At 38.2% G+C, this 24455-nt stretch carries 16 protein-coding genes; 12 read left to right on the top strand and 4 right to left on the bottom strand.

Annotated elements, in window-relative coordinates; genetic code table 11:
* The first annotated feature begins 63 nt into the window (after positions 1-63).
* Both ACSVDH_RS01185 and glpK read left to right on the top strand, forming a co-directional pair.
* On the top strand, positions 64-660 hold the full coding sequence (locus ACSVDH_RS01185; protein ID WP_439253492.1) for an AAA family ATPase: 597 nt from the start codon (positions 64-66) through the stop codon (positions 658-660).
* Positions 661-1040: 380 nt separating this feature from the next.
* Positions 1041-2546, top strand: coding sequence for a glycerol kinase GlpK (gene glpK, locus ACSVDH_RS01190; RefSeq protein WP_439253491.1), 1506 nt, complete (start codon positions 1041-1043; stop codon positions 2544-2546).
* 136 nt (positions 2547-2682) lie between these two features.
* Here glpK and ACSVDH_RS01195 read toward each other — a convergent pair whose 3' ends face one another.
* Positions 2683-3003, bottom strand: coding sequence for a thioredoxin family protein (locus ACSVDH_RS01195; RefSeq protein WP_439253490.1), 321 nt, complete (start codon positions 3001-3003; stop codon positions 2683-2685).
* Positions 3004-3234: 231 nt separating this feature from the next.
* Between ACSVDH_RS01195 and ACSVDH_RS01200 the strand changes: the two genes are divergently transcribed.
* The 5 genes from ACSVDH_RS01200 to ACSVDH_RS01220 all read left to right on the top strand — a co-directional run bounded on the left by ACSVDH_RS01200 (position 3235) and on the right by ACSVDH_RS01220 (position 11406).
* Complete coding sequence (locus ACSVDH_RS01200; protein ID WP_439253489.1) at positions 3235-4002, top strand: GTP cyclohydrolase II; 768 nt, start codon at positions 3235-3237, stop codon at positions 4000-4002.
* Complete coding sequence (gene ribD, locus ACSVDH_RS01205; protein ID WP_439253488.1) at positions 3995-5086, top strand: bifunctional diaminohydroxyphosphoribosylaminopyrimidine deaminase/5-amino-6-(5-phosphoribosylamino)uracil reductase RibD; 1092 nt, start codon at positions 3995-3997, stop codon at positions 5084-5086. Before ACSVDH_RS01200 ends, ribD begins: the two co-directional genes overlap by 8 nt.
* Positions 5087-5253: 167 nt before the next feature.
* Positions 5254-6039 carry an alpha/beta hydrolase gene (locus ACSVDH_RS01210; protein WP_439253487.1) on the top strand — a complete coding sequence of 262 codons (786 nt, stop codon included), beginning with the start codon at positions 5254-5256 and terminating at the stop codon, positions 6037-6039.
* A 477-nt stretch (positions 6040-6516) separates the two neighbouring features.
* A complete protein-coding gene (locus ACSVDH_RS01215) occupies positions 6517-9315 on the top strand; it encodes a glycoside hydrolase family 3 protein (protein WP_439253485.1) in 2799 nt (932 codons plus the stop codon).
* A gap of 432 nt (positions 9316-9747) precedes the next feature.
* Positions 9748-11406: an ABC transporter substrate-binding protein gene (locus ACSVDH_RS01220; RefSeq protein ID WP_439253484.1), complete on the top strand. Its 1659-nt coding sequence runs from the start codon at positions 9748-9750 to the stop codon at positions 11404-11406.
* Between the two features lie 100 nt (positions 11407-11506).
* On the opposite strand, the gene ACSVDH_RS01225 is transcribed toward ACSVDH_RS01220, so the two are convergent.
* A complete protein-coding gene (locus tag ACSVDH_RS01225) occupies positions 11507-13150 on the bottom strand; it encodes a GMC oxidoreductase (RefSeq protein ID WP_439253483.1) in 1644 nt (547 codons plus the stop codon).
* Between the two features lie 136 nt (positions 13151-13286).
* On the opposite strand from ACSVDH_RS01225, the gene ACSVDH_RS01230 reads away from it, so the two are divergent.
* Positions 13287-14042: a ThuA domain-containing protein gene (locus ACSVDH_RS01230; RefSeq protein ID WP_439253482.1), complete on the top strand. Its 756-nt coding sequence runs from the start codon at positions 13287-13289 to the stop codon at positions 14040-14042.
* Positions 14043-14110: 68 nt separating this feature from the next.
* On the opposite strand, the gene yicI is transcribed toward ACSVDH_RS01230, so the two are convergent.
* Complete coding sequence (yicI, locus tag ACSVDH_RS01235; RefSeq protein ID WP_439253481.1) at positions 14111-16423, bottom strand: alpha-xylosidase; 2313 nt, start codon at positions 16421-16423, stop codon at positions 14111-14113.
* Positions 16424-16575: 152 nt separating this feature from the next.
* Here yicI and ACSVDH_RS01240 point away from each other — a divergent pair, with 152 nt between their 5' ends.
* The 4 genes from ACSVDH_RS01240 to ACSVDH_RS01255 all read left to right on the top strand — a co-directional run bounded on the left by ACSVDH_RS01240 (position 16576) and on the right by ACSVDH_RS01255 (position 23171).
* Positions 16576-17472 (top strand): AraC family transcriptional regulator, encoded by an 897-nt coding sequence (locus ACSVDH_RS01240; protein ID WP_439253480.1) that lies wholly within the window; start codon positions 16576-16578, stop codon positions 17470-17472.
* A 276-nt stretch (positions 17473-17748) separates the two neighbouring features.
* A complete protein-coding gene (locus ACSVDH_RS01245; RefSeq protein ID WP_439253479.1) occupies positions 17749-19551 on the top strand; it encodes a sensor histidine kinase in 1803 nt (600 codons plus the stop codon).
* Positions 19544-21070 carry a response regulator transcription factor gene (locus ACSVDH_RS01250; protein WP_439253478.1) on the top strand — a complete coding sequence of 509 codons (1527 nt, stop codon included), beginning with the start codon at positions 19544-19546 and terminating at the stop codon, positions 21068-21070. Before ACSVDH_RS01245 ends, ACSVDH_RS01250 begins: the two co-directional genes overlap by 8 nt.
* A 430-nt stretch (positions 21071-21500) precedes the next feature.
* Positions 21501-23171 (top strand): ABC transporter substrate-binding protein, encoded by a 1671-nt coding sequence (locus tag ACSVDH_RS01255; protein WP_439253477.1) that lies wholly within the window; start codon positions 21501-21503, stop codon positions 23169-23171.
* A 229-nt stretch (positions 23172-23400) separates the two neighbouring features.
* Here ACSVDH_RS01255 and ACSVDH_RS01260 read toward each other — a convergent pair whose 3' ends face one another.
* Positions 23401-24384 (bottom strand): DMT family transporter, encoded by a 984-nt coding sequence (locus ACSVDH_RS01260; RefSeq protein ID WP_439253476.1) that lies wholly within the window; start codon positions 24382-24384, stop codon positions 23401-23403.
* Positions 24385-24455 lie beyond the last annotated feature (71 nt).

Genomic DNA, 24455 nt, shown 5'->3' on the forward strand with positions numbered 1-24455 from the left:
TAACACGTATGAAAAAGGATTTTGTATAATTATGGTATTCCCAATAGTGATGAGGGTGATAACTTGATTATATGGATAAACGGAACCTTTGGGTCAGGTAAGACGACAACAGCTTATGAGTTACAAAAAAGATTGCCCCATTCATTTGTGTATGACCCGGAAAGATTCGGTTATGTGTTAAAGGCGAATATTCCTAAGGAGATGGCAAAGGGCGATTTTCAAGATTATCCGTTATGGCGTGAAGCAAATTATAAACTGTTAAAGCAAATAGCGAACGATTATCAAGGAACGATAATCGTCCCGATGACAGTAACAAATGAATTCTATTTTGATGAGATGATTGGGAGATTAAAGAAAGACGGAATCGAGGTAAGGCATTTTACATTAGCAGCCTCTAAAAAAACGATTCAACAACGATTACAGAAAAGATTTGAAGGCAAGCATTCCTGGGCTTATAACCAGATCGATCACCGAATTAGTTGCTTGGAAAAGGATGTTTTTAAAGAACATATCAAAACAGATCAAATGACGATAGAAGAAGTTGTTGAAACCATTGCTACATTATCAGAAATTCAGCTTCAGCCTGATCACCGTACGAAGGTTAGAAAGATCATTGATCGATTCGCGGTAACAGTGAGAGAAATACAGCGATTCAAATAATCTTGCGTCAAGAATTTTTAAGAGAAGCGTTTACAAACATAATCTTGTACATTATAATGACACTAACAAGTTAAGAATCGTGCTGAAGAGTTATGAAGAGACAGCTTATTGTGTTAAAAAGGACTTTTTTCTTTTTAATCGCGATAGGCTGTCTTTTTTTCAGCTAATAAAGAGAAGAAAACTTGTTTATTAACATGATGAAGAGATCCTAATGTCAGCATGTTGTTCCGTGCTGATTAAAACGAGAATGGAATATGAATAAGTAAAATCCATGTTAGCTTGAAAAAGAGCTTAATGATTTCATTCAAAATATAATGAAGGAAAAAGGATAAGAAAAGGGAAGTAATATAAAAAAGAATGAGAGGCAGGAGGAAGGACAGATGGAAAAAAAATATATCTTGTCATTAGATCAAGGCACAACGAGTTCAAGAGCGATTCTTTTTAATAAAAATGGAGAAATTGTTGATATAGCACAAAGGGAATTTAAACAATATTTCCCTAAGCCAGGCTGGGTTGAACATAATCCGCAAGAAATTTGGAGTTCTATTTTAGCGGTAATTGCAGAAGTACTTACAAATTCAAATGTTTCAGCAAAGGAGATTGCCAGTATCGGGATTACTAATCAACGTGAAACAGCTGTTGTATGGGACAAGGAAACAGGGCGTCCTGTTTACAATGCGATTGTTTGGCAATCAAGACAAACGGCTGATATTTGCGAGGAGTTAAAAGAAAAGGGATATAATGATTTATTTCGTAAAAAAACAGGTTTGTTAATCGATGCCTATTTTTCAGGCACTAAGGTGAAATGGATCCTTGATCATGTTGAAGGTGCCAGAGAAAAAGCAGAACAAGGTAAACTAATATTTGGAACGATTGATACATGGTTAATATGGAAGCTTTCCGGCGGCAAAGAGCATGTCACAGATTATACAAACGCTTCAAGAACACTTATGTACAATATTTATGATTTAGCGTGGGATGATGAGTTGCTTGAGATTTTAGATATCCCAAAGTCCATGTTGCCTGAAGTTCGCTCATCTTCAGAAGTTTATGCCAAAACAGTTGATTATCATTTTTTTGGTGAAGTTGTTCCGATTGCGGGTGTGGCAGGTGATCAGCATGCAGCCTTATTTGGACAAGCATGCTTTGAAAAAGGGATGGCTAAAAATACGTATGGTACAGGCTGTTTTATGTTAATGAATACAGGAGAAAAAGCGGTTCCTTCAGAAAACGGGCTGTTAACGACTATTGCATGGGGAATTAATGGAAAGGTAGAGTATGCCCTAGAAGGCAGTATCTTTGTCGCAGGATCAGCGATTCAATGGCTTCGTGACGGCCTGCGAATGATTGACAATGCACCTGCAAGCGAAGGGTATGCTTCAAGGGTCGAATCAGCAGATGGTGTGTATGTCGTTCCGGCTTTTGTTGGCTTAGGCACACCATATTGGGATAGCGATGCACGTGGTGCCATTTTTGGGCTAACCCGAGGAACCACTAAGGAACACTTTATCCGTGCTACTCTTGAATCGCTTGCTTATCAAACAAAGGATGTGCTTAAGGCGATGGAAGCGGATTCTGGAATTGAATTAAAGAAATTACGTGTTGACGGAGGAGCTGTTAAAAATAATTTCTTAATGAATTTCCAAAGCGACCTTTTAAATGTTGCAGTTGAACGTCCTGTCGTGAATGAAACTACAGCATTAGGAGCTGCTTATTTAGCCGGACTTGCAGTGGGCTTCTGGAAGGACAGAGATGAAATCGCGAAACAGTGGCAAATGGAAAAATCGTTTGAACCAACGATGAGTGATGAGCATAGAAACTCATTGTATGACGGCTGGAAACAGGCAGTCGAAGCTACGATGGGCTTTAAGCCAAACAGAAAATAATGTGATGTCTGTCACGTTCAAAACAAATAACTAGAAAAGGGAAGGATAACTTTTCACATTGGTAAAATATTTTTACTCCCTTTTTAAAAAAGAGCCTGACTTATCTACAGCATTGGATAAGTCAGGCTCTTTAAATTTATTTTAAGTTATCTGATAGGAATTCAATGACTTGATCAGGTGTTTTGGCGTTTGCACTATGTAGATGTGCTTGCTTTTCTCCATCTTTAAACACCAATAGGCTTGGAATGCCCATGACAGTATATTTTTCAGCAAGCTCTGGGAATTCATCCTTGTCAATTTGATACATTGTCACATTTCCGATTTCCTCAAATACTGTCGGTAAGAACATGTCCATTCGTTTACAGTCGGGACACCAGTCTGTAACAAATTTTAAGACAACAGGCTCCTTGCTGGAAATTAATTCTTGAAATTGATCTTCACTTTTTACTAGTTCCACTGTTTTCACCTCCTAACCTATTGTAACCAATAAGGAAAGAAAAAACAGTAATCCTGCTTGTAAGTTTTGCTATAATGTCTTAGCAAGATTGTTGGTTTTGTGAAGCAGAAGCAAGTGCGAAATGCTTGACGCTTTAAACTTGTAATTATACACTTACTTACAATAAGTAAGTTTTTAAAATACTTCATATCGTTTATATAAAGTTGAATTTTACAATGAGGAGGATGCTTCATGATCATCGAAGCAATAACTAATAATCCGTTAATAAAAATAAAGGAAAAAATCCAAATCATGCCTCATGGTAACGGATCGATGTTTCTAGTAGGACCCATTCATTTACCTGTTCAGCTAGACGGAGAAACGGTGTTATTTAAATGGTATAGCTGGTTAACGGTAGAAGATGATGATGATATGAGCCAATCAGACAGCAAGATCGATGAATTGCTAAAAAATCTTCCAAAAGCTCAATTGGCAGACAGTCAGCAATCAAGTGTGTTAGTATACGGAGATTTTGAGAAAAATGAAGAGGCATTGATTCGCATGCATAGTATTTGTCATACCGGAGATATTTTTGGAAGTAAACGGTGTGATTGCGGCTTTCAATTAAAACAGTCGATGAAGATGATTGTTGAGCACGGAACAGGAGCGCTCTTCTATCTGGCCAATCATGAAGGCAGAGGAATTGGATTATTTAGCAAAGCACTTGCATATCTCCTTCAGGAAGAGGGCCTTGACACGGTGGAAGCAAATGAGAAATTAGGCTTTGCGGATGATTCAAGAAGCTATGATGAAGCCATTAGTGTATTAAAAGCATTGCGTCAACTGCCTGTAACGTTGATAACAAATAATCCTAAGAAGCTTGAAGCCCTTCAACATTCTGGAGCAAATGTTACTAACAGAATCTCTTTATGGGGAGATATTTCAGGATATAATAAACATTATCTAGAAACAAAAATGAAAAAGGCTGGTCATTTTAGAGGAGGCTATCCAATTGAGTGAACACGAGTTTTATATGAATTTAGCCATCAATAATGCAAAGGCAATGAAAGGACAGACAGACCCAAACCCTCTGGTTGGGGCTGTGATCGTAAATCATAACCGAATCGTTGGTGTCGGTGCCCACTTAAAAGTCGGTGAGCCTCATGCTGAAATACATGCCTTACGAATGGCTGGAGACCAAGCAAGCGGCGGAACGATTTATGTTACGCTTGAGCCATGCTCTCATCATGGACGCACCGGTCCATGCGCAGAGGCGATTGTAAAAGCAGGGATAAAAAAGGTCGTTGTAGCAACACTTGATCCGAATCCAATCGTTGCTGGAAATGGGATTGCCATTTTAAAAAATGCAGGCATCGAGGTTATTGTTGGCATTTGTGAAGAAGAATCAATCAAAATGAATGAGGTCTTTAATAAGTTCATTGTGAAAAAGCAGCCGTTTATTACTTTAAAATCGGCTACTACGCTTGATGGGAAAATCTCGAGCTCATCCTGGGATAGTAAATGGATCACCTCTGAGGAAGCACGGAAGGATGTTCATCAGCTGCGTCATGAACATGTTGGCATATTAGTAGGTGTGCACACAGTTATAAAAGACGATCCTGAATTAACAACAAGAATCCCAAATGGCCGCAACCCAATTCGAATAATTTTAGATAGTACGCTGCGCATACCATTAGATGCAAAAGTGGTTCAGGATCAAAAGGCACCTACATGGATATTTACATCTATGAACCATAATAAAGAGGTAAAGAAAAAGCTAGAACAGCTAGGTCATCAAGTCTTTGTCACTAGCGGAGAAAAACGTGTTAATATCCATGAAACGCTTACAATTTTAGGAGAGCATTCCGTTTCATCTGTGCTAATTGAAGGCGGCGGTGAAGTGAATGCCTCTTTCCTGAAGGAGCAATTGGTTGATAAACTTGTTCTCTATATGGCGCCGAAATTAATTGGGGGAAAGCAAGCTCCCGGATTTTTTGCCGGTACAGGGATAGAAAAAATGGCCGAAGCGATTGACCTTTCTGACTTGGACGTACAAAAGATTGGGAAGGACTTTAAATTTACAGGGTACCCAGTCTATAAATGAACACTATCCAAAAGAGCCTTTGGTTCTTAGATAGTGTTTTTTCTTATGGTAGAAGACTTGATATATCCCAAAAGATAGAGTAAAATAAAAACCAAGTAAACACATAAGAATTATAAAATTAATGGTTTATAAAATATAAATAAACGTTTGTTTAAGGAGGAAAAGAAATGAGCATTGAATTACACCCAGTTATAAATGGTGCAGAAAGTTTATTTATTCCAGGAAATAAAATAGGTGTAGTACTTTGTCACGGGTTTAATGGCACACCACAAAGCATGCAATATATCGGAGAGCAGCTTTCCAAGTGTGGCTATACAGTTTCAATTCCTCGCTTAAGCGGACATGGTACACATTATTTAGATATGGAAAAAAGCTCATATGAAACGTGGATAACGGATTTACAAAGAGCTTACCGCGGCCTAAAAAAGGAATGTGACAAAGTATTTATTGTGGGTCAATCGATGGGAGGCGCTTTAACCTTACAGGTGGCAGCAAATAATCCAGATGTAGATGGAATCTTCCTCATCAATGCAGCTGTAACAGATGTTAGCTATAAGGAATTTCGCAACAAATTTGAGCCGCGATTTATTGAAGAGGGTTCTCCAGATATAAAAAAACCTAGCGTTTTTGAGATTACCTATGAGAAAGTGCCAGTAAAAGCGATTCATCAGCTTTTAGATTTAATGGACGATACAAAATTGAATGTTTCAAAAGTAACTTGCCCAACAATCATATTTAAGTCAGCTGCCGACCATGTTGTTCCTCCTGCAAACTCTGAGTTTATTTTTCAGCATGTCAGTACATCTGAGAAAAAAATGATTGTACTTGAAAATTCATATCATGTTGCATCAATGGATTATGATGCGCAGTTAATTGTGGATAACATTGATCACCAGATCAAGAATCTAACTGCTGGTCAAACAGTTAATTCAGCAGTGGCGAGACTTGCATAAAGATGGAAAGTGGATAACTGTATAGGTTATCCACAATATATTCACATATTAACTGTTTTATCCACAGAAATGTAAACACTTAACATGGGAATAGGATTAATTATCCCTTTCCTTCATACAGAGTGACTTTGAGGAGACATCCTACTCTCATTTCTTTTCCACGACATTCAGAAGAATCCTAAATGCAATTGATCAATTAGAGGCTACCTTTACATTTGAATTTTTGTCCAAGAGAAAAGAACGTAAATGTACAAGTGAAGGTAAATATCAAACAGTAAATGATCTTTAAGGACTATGTGTAAATGCGCATAGTCCTTTTAATCTTTGAATCCAGCTAAACGTCAATGCCTGATAGTTAAGCTTTGTAATCCCCAATCTTAAGAATTGACCTGATTTTATGGCTAATTTATGTGGTTTGAAAACGTTTTTATCTATCTTACAATGAAGTTATTCTTCAAGATGAAAAGAGGTAGAAACATGAATTCAACAACAGAGGCCTACTTATTTCAAAATCCGAACGCAAAGCTAAATGAGAGAGTAAATGATTTGCTATCCCATTTAACTTTAGAAGAAAAAATCAACTTAATGTGCCAGTATCAAGGTGAAATTCCTAGACTGGGAATCAAAAAATATAAGCATGGAACTGAGGGAGCACATGGTGTTGCTTGGCTAGGAAAGGCAACAGTGTTTCCGCAAAATATTGGACTTGGTTGTACGTGGAATGAGGAGTTAATGAAAGAAATTGGTCGTGTGATAGCAGATGAAGCACGGATTTATTACCAAAAAGACCCTGAAAAGAACGGACTAACCATTTGGGCACCAACTGTAGACATGGAAAGAGACCCGCGATGGGGAAGGACAGAAGAAGCCTATGGTGAGGATCCGTATCTAACCGGGAAATTGACAACAGAGCTTATTAAAGGCATGCAGGGAGATCATCCTTTTTATTTAAAAACAGCTGCTACGCTAAAACACTTTCTTGGAAATAATAATGAAATAGATCGAGGGGAATGTTCAGTAAGCATAGATCCCAGGAACATGCGTGAGTACTATTTAAAAGCATTTGAAATGCAGATTAAAGAGGGAAAAGCCCAGTCGATTATGACTGCTTACAATGCCGTTAATGGAAAACCATGTAATATGAATCCAGATGTGATGAATATTCTTAAAAAAGAATGGGGAATGGACGGTTTTGTCGTAAGTGATGCAGGAGATGTTTTAGGAACGGTAAACGATCATAAGTATGTAGATTCATATGCGGAGGCTGTAGCTTTATCGATTAAAAATGGCATTGATAGTATCACAGACGATCAGGAAATCTCCTTACGTGCGATTAGGGATGCCTTAGATCAAGGGCTGATATCAGAAGAAGACTTGGATAGAGCTTTAAAAAATACCTTTCGTGTCCGTTTTCGTTTCGGGGAATTTGACCCTGCTGATCAAAATCCATATTCTTTCGTTTCGGAAGAAAAGCTTTGTTCAGCTGAGCATAGCGAGCTATCGTTACAAGCTGCAAAAGAATCGATTGTTTTATTAAAAAATAATAATATGCTGCCATTGAAAAAGAAAAAGGTTGCGGTAATTGGGCCGCTTGCAAATGAAGTGTATACGGATTGGTATAGTGGAACACCGCCATATACAATCTCACCTTTACAAGGGATATCTGAAAAATTGAACGGAAATCTTATCTATGCAGACGGCTGTGATCGAATCAGACTGCGGTCTGCCAAAACAAATGAGTATATTCAAGTTGACTGCGCAGGTTTTCTAACAGTTGGAGCAGAAAAAGAACCTTTGGCAGAAACATTCATTCATACGAATTGGGGCTGGGGAAGTGAAACCTTAAAGTCTTTAACGAATGGAAAATACGTAACCGTTGATGATCATAGTCGATTGTCTGCCAGTGCCTTGGAGGCAAAGGGCTGGTTCGTAAAAGAAGTCTTAAGCATGACGGAAGAGGAAAACAGTCAATTATATCTATCCTCTTGGGACAATCAATCAATTGGTGTCGATCAGAGCGGTGTCCTTTCCGTTACGAAGGAAGAAAAAGACTACTTCGAGAAAGAAATAGTAGAAAATGGTATAGAAAAGGCAGTAGAAGCAGCCAAACAAGCTGAAACAGCTGTTATATTTGTTGGGAATCAGCCATTTATTAATGGGAAGGAATGTATAGACCGACCAGATATAACCTTGCCGCCAGAACATGAGAAATTAATTCAAGAGGTTTTAAACGTTAATCCAAATACTGTCGTTGTGATAGTCGGGAGCTATCCCTTTGCAATAAATTGGGTAGACGAGCATGTTCCGGCTGTTCTTTACTCTTCACATGGAGGACAGGAGCTTGGCAGAGCTATTTCTGATGTATTGTTTGGAGACTATAATCCGGCAGGCAGACTGAATATGACTTGGTATCAGTCTGTGGATCAACTTCCTGATTTAATGGATTATGATATCATTAAGGGAAAACGAACCTATCAATATTTTGATACGGATCCTCTATATCCTTTTGGTCATGGATTATCGTATACGACCTTTGCTTATCGAGATCTTGTTATTAAGGAATCTGAACAAAAAGCTGATCAAATAAACATTTCAATAACAGTTACCAATATTGGTGATTTTGATGGCGATGAGGTTGTTCAATTGTATGTAAGTTGTGAGAACTCAAGAGTTAAACGCCCCTTAAAAACATTAAAAGGCTTTAAAAGGCACTTTATTGAAAAGGGACAAAGTAAAGTTATTACATTTACCTTAAATAAGGATGACCTAGCCTTTTGGGATGTTACAAGGGGAAGGTATTGTAGAGAAGCAGGTTACTACAACATCATGGTTGGAAGCTCATCTGATCATATTCATTTGTCAGGTCAGCTATATATAGATGGTGAAGTGATTCCCCCTCGTAGTTTAACAGATAGAGTGATGGCAATTGATTATGATAACTATCAATCTATCTATATAGATGAGTGTACAGAAGGTGGATACAGCATTCGGAACAAGTCGGCTGCGGGCTGGGTTTCTTTCCATCAGATAAAGTGGGAGAAAGAGATAAAGATGTTAACAGCAAGGGTTGCAAATGGCGGGAAAAAAGCTTTAATTGAGATTCGAGCCAACTCTTATGAAGGTCCTATTTTATGTGAGTGTGAAGTGCCGCAAACGGGAGGCTTTCAAGCATGGACAACTGTTCAAGCTCCTTTAAACGCTCATTCAACAGACGTAAAGGATCTCTATATAATCTTTAAGGGAGATGTGCAACTAAGCTGGTTTTATGTCTCGTAAACTCAAACTTTTAAAGAACCTGATTGTTGTTTATTAATCAGGTTCTTTTTTCTATTATATATTGTGGCAGATTTACTTATATTGAGGAAGAATAAAGATATCCTTTGGAGAGAGCTAGTTATTTAATAAAAATGAAGTAAAAGAGTGAAAGCAACTTTTCATAAACAGTAAAATCTAGCTAAAGAGCTTAAAATTTTATTTTCTACCTATAATTTTGACCTGATTTCTATATAAATCTATCGGGTATTGATGATCCGAAAACTCCGATAAGATTAATAGTATGAAAATGAAGGGGAGATCGTGGAGGCTTCAAAAGAGAAAGCGCAATTCTTGGAGAGGTTTTAAATAACAAGAATACTTTTACCTTATGTCTCTGCCTTTGCAGCTTGGGAGTTTTGAATAAACAAATATAGAAATAGGGAGGAATCAATCATGAGGGGAAAAGCTAAAAACATTTTATTAAGCATTCTTTTTGCGTTTGTAGTGGTTATTGCAGGCTGCAGTAATGATAAAGTCAATAAAAATGATAACGGTGATGGACCAGTAACGTTCACTTTATACAGTGCCGACCCTCACTCACAATGGGATAATATGGAGAGCCCTGTAAGTAAAAAAGTTATGAAAGAAACAGGGGTAACACTGAGTGCTGAATTTGATGTTGGCGGAGGAGAACAGAAAATTCCGTTAATGGCTGCGAGCGGAGAATATCCGGACTTAATCCTGCCGAAGGGTTCTGCAGGGACATTAGTTGATGCAGGAGCTTTAATTGATTTAACAGATCTGATTGAAAAGCATGCACCTAACTTGAAAAAGATATATGGTGATTATTTTAATCGTTTAAAGTGGAGTAATGAGGATCAATCAATCTATATCCTGCCAACTTCACCAGTTGATCATACATATTGGACTCCTGGAAATGGATTTATGCTCCAGCATGAAGTTGTAAAGGAATTAGGCTATCCTGAAATCAGAACGGTGAAGGATTTTGAAAATGCGATAAGAAAATACAAAGAAAAACACCCAACAATCGATGGGCAGCCAACACTTGGCTTGTCTCTACTTGCCGATGACTGGAGAATTATGATTTCAACAACCAATCCGGCATTTTATGCTACGGGTGCATCTGATGATGGAGAGTTTTATATTAACCCGGAAACATATGAGGCAACGATGCACTATCGTCGTGCAGAAGAAAAGGAGTACTTCCGTTGGTTGAATCATATGAATGCGGAAGGATTATTAGACCCGGAAAGCTTTGTGCAAAAATATGATCAATATTTAGCTAAAATCTCATCTGGACGTGTTTTAGGTTTAATTGATGCGGATTGGGAAGTGGCTGATGCGCAACGTGCTTTAAAGGAAGCAGGAAAGCATGAAAGAATGCATGGTATGTATCCCGTTACATTAACTGAAGAATATAAACATCATAACTTCCAGGATACCGGTTATCTAGGCGGATGGGGAATAGGAATTTCTGTTGATTGCGAAGATCCTGTCCGGGCGATTAAATTCCTTGATTATTTAGCATCAGAAGAAGGGCAAATTCTTCAGCAATGGGGAATTGAAGGTGAGCATTACGATATTGTTGACGGTAAGCGTGTGATCCCTGAGGAAGAGATGAATGAACGGAACAATAATGCAAACTATGTAAAAGAAACTGGAATTGGCGTCTTAAAAGGCTTTGCACCAAGTTATGGTGATGGTGTTACAGATTCAACCGGACAAACGTATACCATTGCAAATCCTGATCAAATCAAAGATTCCTATACTGACGTTGAAAAAGAAGTGTTAAGTAACTACGGAGTGGAAATGTGGAAGGACCTTTATCCGCAAAAAGAAGAATTCCCAGTGAAGCCATGGGGAGCAGCCTATAACATTCCTGTTAAAGCAGGATCAGACTTAGAGCTTATTATGCAAAAATGTTTAGATATCGTGAAAAAGCGAATTCCAGAAGCAATTCTCGCTAAACCGGAAGATTTTGATAAAGTATGGAAAAACTTTATGAAGGACTTAGAAAAAGCTGGTGTGGAAGAGGCGGAAAAGGAATACACGAAACTTATTAAAGACCGTGTTGAGCTTTGGGAAGAGTAAGATTAATAAAAGTTGCCATTCTTATTTAGGATGTTACGTTTAAAAATGAAGAAAGCATCTGTCTTTGCAGATGCTTCTTGTATTATTACGTGAATTTTCTTCATTTTAATTGAGATACAATATAATCTGCTGTACGAATCGCCAACGCCACCGTCGTCAGTGTTACGTTAGCTGCCCCGTTTGAAGGAAGAACACTGTTATCGGCGACAAAAAGTCCGGAAATCCCATGAATTTGACCATACCGATTTGTTGCAGATGTTGCTGGGTCTTCACCCATCCGGCAAGTACCAGATTCATGGAAATCTGCACCAGGCGGCATTAAGCATATTTCGGGCAGACCGTCTGGAGCTGCCAAATAAATTCCCATTGCATTAGATGCTTGCCTCATTGCAAGCTCCATTTGGCGAATAACAGCTTTATCTTTATCACTATATGAAAAATGAACCTGAATGATTGGCACCCCATATTCATCTCTTCTGATTGGATCAAGTGTGACTTGATTTTCAAACCGGGATTCTACCTTGCCAAATGCACCGTAAAAACCGATATCCCATATGTTCAATCTAGGCTTTTCTTTATAGTGGTACCAATCGTATCCTAATGGTCCGCCAAGTTGCAACTGATAGGGACGGTCCTTTGAGTATGGAACCAATATAGCAACCGCTCCTAGTACTTCAGGGAATTTTTCCGTGTTAATGGTTCCTCTGGCTAATAGAAATGAATGATTTGTTAGATAATGGCCAATCGCCCTTCCAGATATTCCTGAATGAAGTAAGAGGCGCGGGGTTTCAAGTGAACTTGCTGACAAAACAACGTTTTTCCCTTTAAGGATAAAAGATTTCTTTTCCGGATTCATAACTTTCACACCGACAACTTGACCTTTTTCCGTCAGCACCTGAACAGCACGTGCCTTTACGGCTAAGTCAAATGGCCTTTGATTTAAGGCTTTGGCAAGAAATAAAATAGAACTGAAAGCAACATTGGAATGTAGCTCTCCATATTTAGTCTGTTGTAAATCGACGGCTCTGGGAAGATAGTCTGCTTCTGGAAAGCCATTTTTTCGTAACCGATCAAGAAGTACTTCCGTAAACGATGAATCCTTCGTAAAGTCACTCGTAACATTCATAGCCTCTTCAGCAATATTGTAGTATAACTCCATCTCTTCTTCCGTCACAGGCCATTCTGAAAATTCCGAACTGTGCATGCGAGGAGAAGCAGTTCCCCAAAATAAGGTTCTTCCACCAAGAGCAAATACTAGCCTTGCACCAGGAAAATCAGGGAGGAGCTGGCCAAACTGATACGTTATGTTTGGATTTTCAAAATATTGAACTAAACGTTCGCTATTAAATGTAGGAATATTCCATGAATGAGTAGGTAATAGAAGATCTCCTCTTTCCACCACTGCAACTCGCTTTCCATTTCTTCTCCATTGTTCGCATAGTCTCCAGAGAACGGCCCCTCCTCCTGCCCCGGTACCAACGATAATGACATCGTATTCAGTCTCAGCCATTTGTTCTAATGGTGTAAGGGGGATCCAATGATCTAAGTATTCTAACGGTTTGATAGGAGGACAAATAGGAATGTTTACCTGGTCTTCCTGGGGAAGGTTGATTGGTTTACCGGTAATATTCAAGTCTAGACCCATTATATGTGGGTTAAGTAATTGGATCATATCTATTTTGACATTCATTTTATATGCAATGGATCTGAGCGTTTCTCCAACATCCGCAATATAGATTTTCATCGCTATGCTCCTTTCCATTCCTTCCTTCTTTTAATCATATATTGAGGGCCCCATGCTTATGACAGTTACCCAGTCATTTTGTGAATTGTTTAAGGCATATAATGAGACATCACCGTCAATGAAGGAGCGAATAAAAATGATACGAGTAAAGATTGGAGATAAAATACTGGCTGAGATAAACCCGATTAAAGTGACAATCTGGAATGAATATGTTGATGAAAAGGAAAACCCGGAGGTGTCAGGCATTTATCCTCAAGGAATCCATAATGCGCTCGCAAAGGGGTTAGAGCCCTATGGTTTCCACATTCAAACAGCTACATTAGAACAGCCTGAGCATGGCTTAACAGAAAAAGTACTGAAACAAACAGACGTACTGATCTGGTGGGGGCATGTCGCTCATGAAAAGGTAAAGGATGAAATAGTGGAAAGAGTTTATAATAGAGTGCTCCAAGGCATGGGATTAATCGTCCTTCATTCAGGTCATTATTCTAAACTATTCAAGAGGCTGATGGGTACCACCTGTAATTTAAAATGGAGAGAATCAAGTGAAAAGCAAAGATTTTGGGTTGTCAGCCCTTCCCATCCGATCACACAAGGTCTTGGTGAGTATTTTGAGCTGGAGCCTGAAGAGACATATGGAGAGTATTTTGATATTCCTGCTCCAGATGAACTTGTATTTGTAAGTTGGTTTGAAGGTGGAGAAGTATTTCGCAGCGGATGTGTATTTTATCGAAGTTTAGGGAAGATCTTTTACTTTCAACCGGGACATGAAACATATCCAACCTACTATAATAAAGATATTTTGCATGTCATCGCAAACGCTGTAAAATGGGCAGCATCTCCGCATGGTACTGCTCCAACCTTTGGCCATTTTAAGGCTCTTGAACCTTAACGAATAGCTATAGCTGTCAAAAAATAATAGTGAGAGAGTGCGAACAAAGACACCCTCTCAGTATTGTGTTATAAATTAACTTCTATTTTTTGTGATCCTTGCAGATTGATCTTTACTCCATTTGCATGTTCTTCAACTTCACCAATAGAAGCAGAAGAAATGCTCTTATAACCCGTAAGCAGAATTGAATACGCTAGGTTCTCCATATTTGTTTCAATGAAGATTTTGTTATTCTGTCTTACCGCTTTAATCTCACCTCTACTGTTACCGTCTATATCAGTAACAAAGGCAGTTGCAGGTTTGTCATTTTTCAATTGATAAATTTCATAAGTGACATTTTCGGCAAAATCATAATCTGGACGATTGTCTTCATGACCAATAGCTAAAATAGTATTTTCCCGTATAAATAACGGTAGACTCAAATAATCGTAGTTTTCTGTTATCCATGTTCCGCCTTCGATCACTTCATTTGTTAAATAATGAGTCCATTTGCCATGTGGTAAGTAGCATGAACCAACTCCATCTTCATTCATAATTGGCGCTACTAGCAGGCTGCTTCCCAACATGTATTGGCGATCAAGTACATGAGAATTTGGGTCATCGGCAAATTCCAGGAGCATTGGACGCATAACCGGAACACCTGTATTGTGATTTTCAACAGATATGCTAAAAAGATATGGCATTAAACGGTTTTTTAGCTTTGAAAAATGCTTTGTCACTTCTACCGCTTCTTCATCAAATAACCATGGAACGCGATAGGATGAGCTTCCGTGTAAGCGACTATGGCTCGATAATAGTCCAAATGCAGTCCAGCGTTTAAATAAATCAGGGCTAGATGTATTTTCAAAGCCGCCAATATCATGACTCCAATATCCGAAGCCTGATAATGATAATGATAATCCTCCACGTAAGCTTTCTGCCATTGACTCGTATGTTGCACTACAATCTCCTCCCCAATGGACCGGGAATTTCTGACTGCCAACTGCAGCTGATCTAGCAAAAACAACGGCCTCTTGCTTGCCTTTTTCTTGCTCCAGTAAATCAAAAACGACTTGATTATAGAGATAAGCATAGTAGTTGTGCATGCGATATGGATCTGAACCGTCATAATAGACAACATCTGTTGGAATTCTTTCACCAAAATCAGTTTTAAAACAATCGATACCCATATCTAACAGTGCTTTTAATTTATCGCGATACCACTCTGCAGCAGCTGGATTCGTAAAGTCAACAATACCCATTCCTGCCTGCCATAGATCCCATTGCCAAACATCATTGTTTGGTTTTTTCAACAAATAGCCTTTTTCAGCAGCTTCGTCAAAGAGTTTAGATTTTTCAGCGATATAAGGATTAATCCAAACACAGATTTTCAAGCCTTTTTCTTTTAATCTTTTTAACATCGCTTCAGGCTCAGGAAAAGCGTCTTTATCCCATTCAAAATTGCACCACTCAAACTCTTTCATCCAAAAACAATCAAAATGGAAAACACTTAAAGGAATATCACGTTCAGCCATTCCGTCAACGAAATGATTGACCGTTTCCTCGTTATAATCTGTAGTAAAAGATGTTGTCAGCCATAAACCATAGGACCAAGCTGGCGGCAGTGCTGGTTTACCAGTTAATTCGGCATAATTGCTTAATACATCTTTCGGAGTGCCCCCGCCGATAATGAAATATTCAATATACTCGCCTTCTACACTAAACTGGGTTTTCGATACTGCCTCTGATCCAACCTCAAAGCTTACTTTTTCTGGATGATTGACCAATACACCATATCCGCGGTTACTTAAGTAAAACGGGATATTTTTATATGATTGCTCTGAGCTCGTACCTCCATCTTCATTCCAAATGTCGACAACTTGTCCATTTTTAACAAACGGAGTAAACCGTTCACCAAGTCCGTAAATATATTCCCCAACACCAAGATTTAACTGGCTCCGCATATAACTCTCTTTATGAGGACCTTTTATCCAGGCTACACCTTTAGGGTCAATAGATGTTAATTCTTGATTGCCTTGAGAAAAGGTAATTTTAAATGGACTGTGTTGGATGGTTACGCTTACATCACCACTATTAAAAATTGTAGTATCTCCATCATGCTTATACTCTAGCGGAATCATACCTTCCTTAACATCAAAGTTCGGAGATTGATTTACTCCTCCTTTGTGATGCCAAGCTTTTACTTTAATAACATTTTCCAATGGAGAAGCTAATTGAATTGTAAGTGACGGCAGGTTTAATGTATCACCTCTGCTTTGAATATCTTTACACGGTGCATACAATGTCACTAAATCTTCATTTATAGCAATATCACGAACATTTCGCGGATGTTGAATAGTAAAGCCTTCTTTTGTTAGCCAAAAGCCATCTGTAAATTTCATAAGGAACACCCCTTATCCTTTAAATTATTTAATTTGCTAAACATAATAATTTTTTTAAGTTGCTCATAATTAACAGTATAGTGATAAAAAAACGGTGAATCTTGTACAATTAGAACATGTAATAGTATAATTCTGATAAATCTTTTAGGGTGGTGAAAATTATTAATAAAGACAAATTACTTGAAGATCGAGTACACGGAGATTCGATGTTTCCGTTTCGTATCTACATGGTTGACTACCTCGATGGGCAAGTGATCTTTAATATGCATTGGCATCCTGAACTGGAGTTTATTTATGTTGAAAAAGGGGCGATTAACTTACAAATCGGGACAAAAAAATATCGTTTACTTGAAGGGACAGGCTGTTTCATTCCAAGCGAACAATTACACGGTGCTTATCCTTTTAAGAACACACCTTTTAAACTTCACGCCATTGTCTTTAATATTGATTTCTTACGAAGCTTTGGCTTTGATTTAATTCAAAATAATTACTTACAAGTGATTCAAAACTTCTCTTTAGCTCATTCATTGCTTATAACAGGTAATACTCTTGAAGAAAAAAACATGCTAAAAACAATCGTCAACATTATAGAGGCTTATTCATCAAAAGAACCAAGCTATGAGCTTAAAGTAAAAGGTTATTTGTACCTGCTTTTTGCCGACATCCTTAAAAAACAAGCATGGATTCATAATGAGGAAGTGACTCAAAAGGATTTAACAAAAACAGATTTATTAAAAAAGGTTCTTCAATATATTGATCAAAACTATAAACAAAAACTGACTGTTATGGAACTTGCCTCCCAAATCCAAATGAGTGAAGGTCACTTTAGCCGCTTTTTCAAATCATTAGTCCGTATGACACCCATGGAGTACATTAATACAACGCGGATAAATAAAGCTTGTATGTTATTGCAGAAAACAGACCGGAAATTGCTTGATATAGGAATGGATGTAGGTTTTCAAAACCAGAGTTATTTTATTCGGCTGTTTAAAAAGCAGAAAGGATGTACGCCGAGGGAGTATAGATTTAAACATGGTGATGATATATGAGGTATTTTTATTTAGATTAGTAACTATTATTCCAGGTCGTTGTGACAAACAGCCATTTTTTTCCGCTTGTTACGAATACTCGCCATCATATAAAATCAGGAACAATCCGTACCGTTTATTCAAATGGGCTTTCGATATTTCTCCCGTTCACTAATTTTCACATGAAAAGTAGTGAAAAATGGTACGGATTCTTTTTCATTCGGATTTTTGCCTATAAGGTATAATTAAATTTATATGCTAGTGCTGTAAGCGCTTACTGGTTAAGGAGACCTCACTGTGAGAAAAAAGATAGAATGTTTACTTATTAAAACGTTAAATAATATGAAATTACGAGACAAATTAATTTTTACATTTATTGTTGTCGTCTTTATCCCGATCATGGTTGTTGGTCTATTTCTAACCTATGAACTTAGAAATAATGCTGTGAAGGATGCAATCGAACAATCACAAGTAAATGTGGAGAGGGTGAAAAAGAGGACAGCAGAAATCTTAAATGTACCTATTTATATCTCAAATAATCTGCAATTTGACCAGAGGTTGAGTGAGGTAGTCAATACATCCTATGGATCAACCTATGAAGTTGTAAATGCCTATCGCGAGTACCGTACGTTTGATTATTTTTTACAATACTACCCGGAAATTTACAATATTAAGTTTTATATGGACAATCCTACTTTGATCAACAATTGGGAGTTTATCCCGGTAGGTGAAGAAGAAAGGAACTTTTTTTGGTTCGGCCATTCAGTAAGCGAGCCAGGGTTTAATCGGTGGTACTACCTTGCAGATGAAACAAAGGATAACCATTATTATCTAAGTCTAGTAAAAAGAATTAATTTCTTAGAGCAAAAAACACATGGCATTCTAGTTATTACAATCGATCCTAGCCAATTAAAAAAGATTTTGCAGCAGGAGCCTTTTTTGACGATGATCGTAGATGAAAGCAATTATATTATTTCTGCCAATCAATCAAACATCGTTGGAAAAGGGTTATACGAAATCATTGATCCAAAGCATGAGATTAAGAATCAACCAGCTGTCTTTAATGGGGAGATAAATGGTGAATCATCGCAAATTATTGTTGATAATCTTTTGCCTGAGATGAGCCAAAACCAGCTTAGAATTATTTCCATCGTTACGGACAAGCATATCGTGAAGGATGCTAATAAATTAAGTCTGCTTGGAGCTGGAGTAACATTAATCGGGGTGATCATTGCTGTTATTTTAATCACCTCTGTTTCATGGCTCTTATCAAAACGACTTTCAAATTTAAGTCAGAATATTAATCGCCTTTCAGCAGGAGATTTAACTACCAGAATTGTTGTCGATGGCGATGATGAGATTGGTCAACTATCAAAGCAATTCAATCATATGGTGGAAAATATCCGCGGGTTGATCGATCAAGTAGAGGAAGCAACGAAACAAAAAAATGCTCTAGAAATGAGTCAAAAAGAAATCAAACTAAAAATGATGGCGAGTCAAATCAATCCGCATTTTTTATTTAATACCCTGGAATCGATTCGAATGAAGTCCCATATGAAAGGCGAAAAGGAAATTGCAAAGGTGGTAAAACAGTTAGGGAAGTTAATGAGAAAAAGCCTTGAAGTGGGCGGCAGCAAGATTCCGTTAAGCAGCGAAATCGAAATGGTTAGCTGTTATTTGGAAATTCAGAAATTCCGTTATGAAAATCGTCTAAACTATGAGCTTAGCATTGATCCGCTCTCTGAAAATATGAAAATCTTGCCGCTTATTATTCAACCATTAGTAGAAAATGCCGTTATCCATGGATTAGAAGACAAAGAGGATGGCGGAACGATCCTGATTAAAACAAACGTAAATGGGGATTGTTTAACGGTCATCGTGGAAGATAACGGGAGCGGGATGAAAAAAGAACGATTAAATGATATTCAGCATATGTTAGCTGAACACAATGAAGGAAATGGCAATCGAATTGGATTGCTGAATGTTCATAATCGACTGCAGCTCACTTACGGTAAACAAAGCGGGCTAATGATTGATAGTCAAGAGGGGAAAGGAACGAAAATTCAGTTTAGTATGACGCGGGGGGATGAAGATGTATAAAGTGATCATTGTAGATGATGAACCAATGATCAGAGAAGGGTTAAGAACGCTAATACCTTGGGAAGAATCAGGATTTCAAGTTATTGACATAGCCAAAAATGGACGTGACGCTTTAGAAAAATATAAGCACTATTCACCTGATTTAATGATTGTTGATATTCGCATGCCGGAAATGGATGGACTGCGGCTAATTGAAAAGATAAGAGAAGAAAATAAATACGTCCATTTTATTATATTAAGCGGGTATGCGGATTTTGACTATGCCAAAAAAGCGCTTGGATGTCAGTGTGATGGCTACCTATTAAAGCCGCTTGATGAGGATGAATTAATCGATTCCTTAGGGTTGGTTCATAAAAAACTGCAAGATAAACAGAAGCTTCATCATTTGATGGAAGATGATCATGAAAAGAAGAAGGAAGAGTTCTTGACCAACCTTTTAATGGGTAATGGGAAATTTACTAAGCAGGAATTTGATATGCTTTGTCAGCGATATGGGTTCACATCCTCTGCTTATCAAGTATTCATGGGTTCAATAAAAGACCATCATGACGTAATAGATAAGGTGAAAACACTCATCGAGAAAGAAAATCGCGGATATGTTCTAGTGAACAAAGGGAGGCTCATCATTCTATTTAAGGATGATTTTCTCTCTAAATATCGATGTGATAAACAATATCTTCAGTTACTTCATGTAATGGAAGAGTTTCAGCTGCTGCCTTCAATTGGTGAAAAAGTCTATAAACCAAAGGATATTCACCATTCATATAAAACGGCTGCTCGCCTGCTTGAAAGGAAATTTTTTCATATGGGCGGACCATTGATCACAAGCAAGGAGGCGAATGATGTCTTCGATTCGGCCTATGAAGAAGTATCTGGAAGCAGCTTTCCGACCGAATCATATGTTGAAAGGCTGTATTATTCAATTGACATTGCCAATATAGGAGCATGTGAAAAAATCGTTAATGAGCTTGTCGAAGAACTAATTGGCCGAAATGAGTCAGAACAGGAAGTAAAAAAGCATGTATTTCACTTATACACAGCGATATTAAATAAACTTCTGCTAGCAAACCCAAAAATGCATTCCGTTCTTTACCCGCTTGGGACAAACGCAGGTGACATCTTTGAGATGGATAGTATTGTAACGATCAAGGAATTTATCTTGAAGCAGTTTAAAAATATGATCAAGTGCTTTGATAATGGACAAACAGATGTCACGCTCAAAAAAATGATCGATTTAATCCATAAGGAGTTTAATCAAAACTTACGCTTAGAAACCTTAGCAGAAGTATTTAACTACAACAGTGCTTATTTAGGAAAGCTCTTTAAAAACCATACAGGTGAATACTTTAATACGTATCTCGATAAAGTAAGAATCGAAAATGGCAAGCAACTGTTACTGCAAGGCTACAAAGTCTATGAAGTTGCTGAAAAAATAGGTTACGCAAATGTCGACTATTTTCATCGCAAATTCAAAAAATACGTTGGCCTCTCCCCATCCTCCTTTCGTAAGGAAGAATAGAAAAGCAGGGGGATGGTCCCAAACTTGTGGAAAAAACCTCCTATTTTAAAAAAAGATTTTGAAAATAGGGGGTTTTTGATGCTTCATTTTTCTTTTTGCCCCCAGCATTTCGGTGTGATCATATCCACTCTATGTTGTAGAGTAATTTTGTAGAAAAGCTGTCAAGATTTTCTCGACACTCTGGTGGACAGTCCCCAAAATATCATCTTCACCTATAATATTGACCTGATTTTTCTCTAAATCTAGCAGGTATTGATCAGTTGAAATTTCCGTTATGATAAAAGCGTAGAAACGGGGGGGATGAGTTGAAAGGCAAAAAGAAAGCGTATTCATAATTGTGAATTCATAAAGCATCACAGAGTGTGTAAGTCATAATTATTTCGAATGTACTATCACTTATATTATGTGGAGAATAGGGGAGAAAACAAACATGGGTGGAAAAACACAAAAAATAATTATAAGTCTTCTGCTGGCATGTGTTCTAGCGATTGCAGGCTGCAGCAATGAAAGTACGTCAAAAAATAATACAGACAGCAGTAGTTCAGATGGACCGGTTACCTTCACTTTATTCAGTGCCGATCCACATTCACAGTGGGATAATATGGAGAGCCCAGTAAGTAAAAAAGTCATTGAAGAAACAGGGGTAACATTAAATGCTGAATTTGATGTTGGCGGTGGCGAACAAAAAATTCCGTTAATGGCTGCAAGCGGGGAATATCCAGACTTAATCTTGCCGAAGGGTTCTGCAGGGACATTAGTTGACGCAGGAGCTTTAATCGATTTAACAGATCTGATAGAAGAGCATGCGCCAAACTTGAAAAAAATATATGGTGATTATTTTAATCGTTTAAAGTGGAGTAATGAGGACGAATCAATCTATATCTTGCCAACGTCACCAGTTGATCATACGTATTGGACTCCTGGAACGGGTTTTATGCTCCAGCATGAAGTTGTAAAGGAATTAGGATATCCCAAAATCAGAACGGTGAAGGATTTTGAAAATGCGATAAGAGAATACAAAGAAAAGTACCCAACAATCGATGGGCAGCCAACACTTGGGTTATCTTTATTGGCCGATGAATGGAGAATTATGATTTCAACAACCAATCCGGCATTTTTCGCTACGGGTGCTTCAGATGATGGTGAATTTTATATTGACCCGGAAACATATGAGGCAACGATGCACTACCGCCGCCCAGAGGAAAAGGAGTACTTCCGTTGGCTGAATCATATGAATGCCGAAGGGTTATTAGATCCAGAAAGCTTTGTGCAAAAATATGATCAATATTTAGCCAAAATCTCATCTGGCCGTGTAATTGGGCTAATTGACACTGATTGGGAAGTGGCAGACGCGCAGCGGGCACTAAGGGAAGCAGGAAAGCATGAAAGAATGCACGGTATGTATCCTGTAACATTGACTGAGGAATATAAGCATCATAACTTTCAAGATACAGGTTATCTAGGCGGATGGGGAATAGGAATTTCTGTTGATTGCGAAGATCCTGTTCGTGCCATCAAGTTTCTTGATTACTTAGCATCAGAAGAAGGACAAATTCTTCAGCAATGGGGAATTGAAGGCGAGCATTACGATATTGTTGACGGTAAGCGCGTGATTCCTGAGGAAGAGATGAATGAACGCAACAATAACGCAAACTATGCAAAGGAAACTGGAATTGGCGTCTTAAAAGGTTTTGCCCCTTATTATGGTGATGGTGTTACAGATTCAACAGGACAAACATATACAATCGCAAGTCCTGATCAAATAAAAGATTCCTATACAGATGTTGAAAAAGAAGTATTAAGTAATTATGGGGTAGAAATGTGGAAGGATCTTTATCCGCAAAAAGAAGAATTCCCAGTGAAGCCATGGGGAGCAGCCTACAATATTCCTGTTGAAGCAGGCTCGGATTTAGAGGTTATTATGCAAAAAAGTTTAGATATTGTGAAAAAACGGATCCCAGAAGCCATTCTTGCCAAACCGGAAGATTTTGATAAAGTGTGGAAGACATTTATGGAGGATTTAGAAAAAGCAGGTGTAGGAGAAGCGGAAAAGGAATACACCAAACTTGTCAAGAAACGAGTAGAGCTTTGGGAAGAGTAAGCAAATGAGAATTTAAGTTCCGCCAAGTTAAAAAGCTCGCATGATGCGAGCTTTTTAATGGTTTAAGAAAGTATAAAATTTTGTACTTAGTTTTAGTGTCTAGCTCCATCGCCTAGCCCCTCTAGGGTCTAGCCATTCATGAATTGAAGGCAAAGAACGCCTTCTATTCATGAGTGGCTTATTTGCCCTAGGCTGATCAAGGCGCTTGCGCTTTTCTTATGGTGTCTACTTATGAAAATTGCTTTGAAGCATTATTACTTGGTGACACCTTTAATTGATCTGTCCGAGACACAAAGCTATGCAGCACCATCCCGCCAATGACTAAAAGGATTCCCGCTAAAGAAATCGGAGCTGGAAGCGGTGCCTTTAGGAAGAGAATCTCTCCAATCAGGACAAAGAGTACTTGAACTGATTGTGTAGCTTCTACAGCTGCAAGCTTTGCCATATTATGTTGCACTAAATTTGTTGCTTGGAAAAATAATAATGTTGCAATAAGCCCTGAGCAGATTGCCACTAAAAAGGATTGAAAGGTTTGTGTTTTCGTTGGTGGGCCGTCTGTGATGATTCCGATCATAGCCAAAACAATCCAAAAAGGCAGGCTTCCTAAAGTCATTCCAAGAACACGTTGAAAAACATCTAATCTACCTTCACAAATCACCATCATTTTTCGGTTTCCAAGAGGGTATGCGAAAGAAGCAATCAACACTGGGATTATGGTTAAAAGCATTGGCTTTAATGATAAATGTGATGCATGTTCATACTGCATGACGGCAACGCCGGCAATAATAATGAACGACATGCAAAGGCCTTTCAATGGAATTTGTCCTTTTACTTTAATCGGTCCATTGGCTGTCTGCCTTTCTTCATAGAACAAAGGAACAAGGAGCGAGCCTGAGAGAATAGTGATTTGCCATGTTGCAGCGACAAGCCATCCGGGGCCATATGCACCCGCAAAGCAAATCGGCGCGTAAAATAGGCCAAATCCTACGGTTCCCCATAAGAACCATTGACTTGGATTTTTTTTCATTTCTCCCCAAAGGGCTATCCAATTTTTTCGCCAAAACACGAGCAGAAACAAAAAAGGAACCATGAAAAAATAACGCAGTGAAGCACTCCATAACCAGCTGCCTCCTGAGAGTTCCATTGAACGATTTAAGACAAATGTAAAGGCAAAAAAGAAAGAGGAACAAACCCCGAGTAAAATAGCTCTCAAAAGATCACCTCAGTTTACTTGTTAATTCCATACAGATTTTGGTTATTACGGTTATCATACTATAAACCTAC

Origin of the sequence: Metabacillus sp. Hm71, from assembly GCF_051842955.2 — a bacterium.
In the GTDB taxonomy this organism is placed as follows: domain Bacteria; phylum Bacillota; class Bacilli; order Bacillales; family Bacillaceae; genus Metabacillus.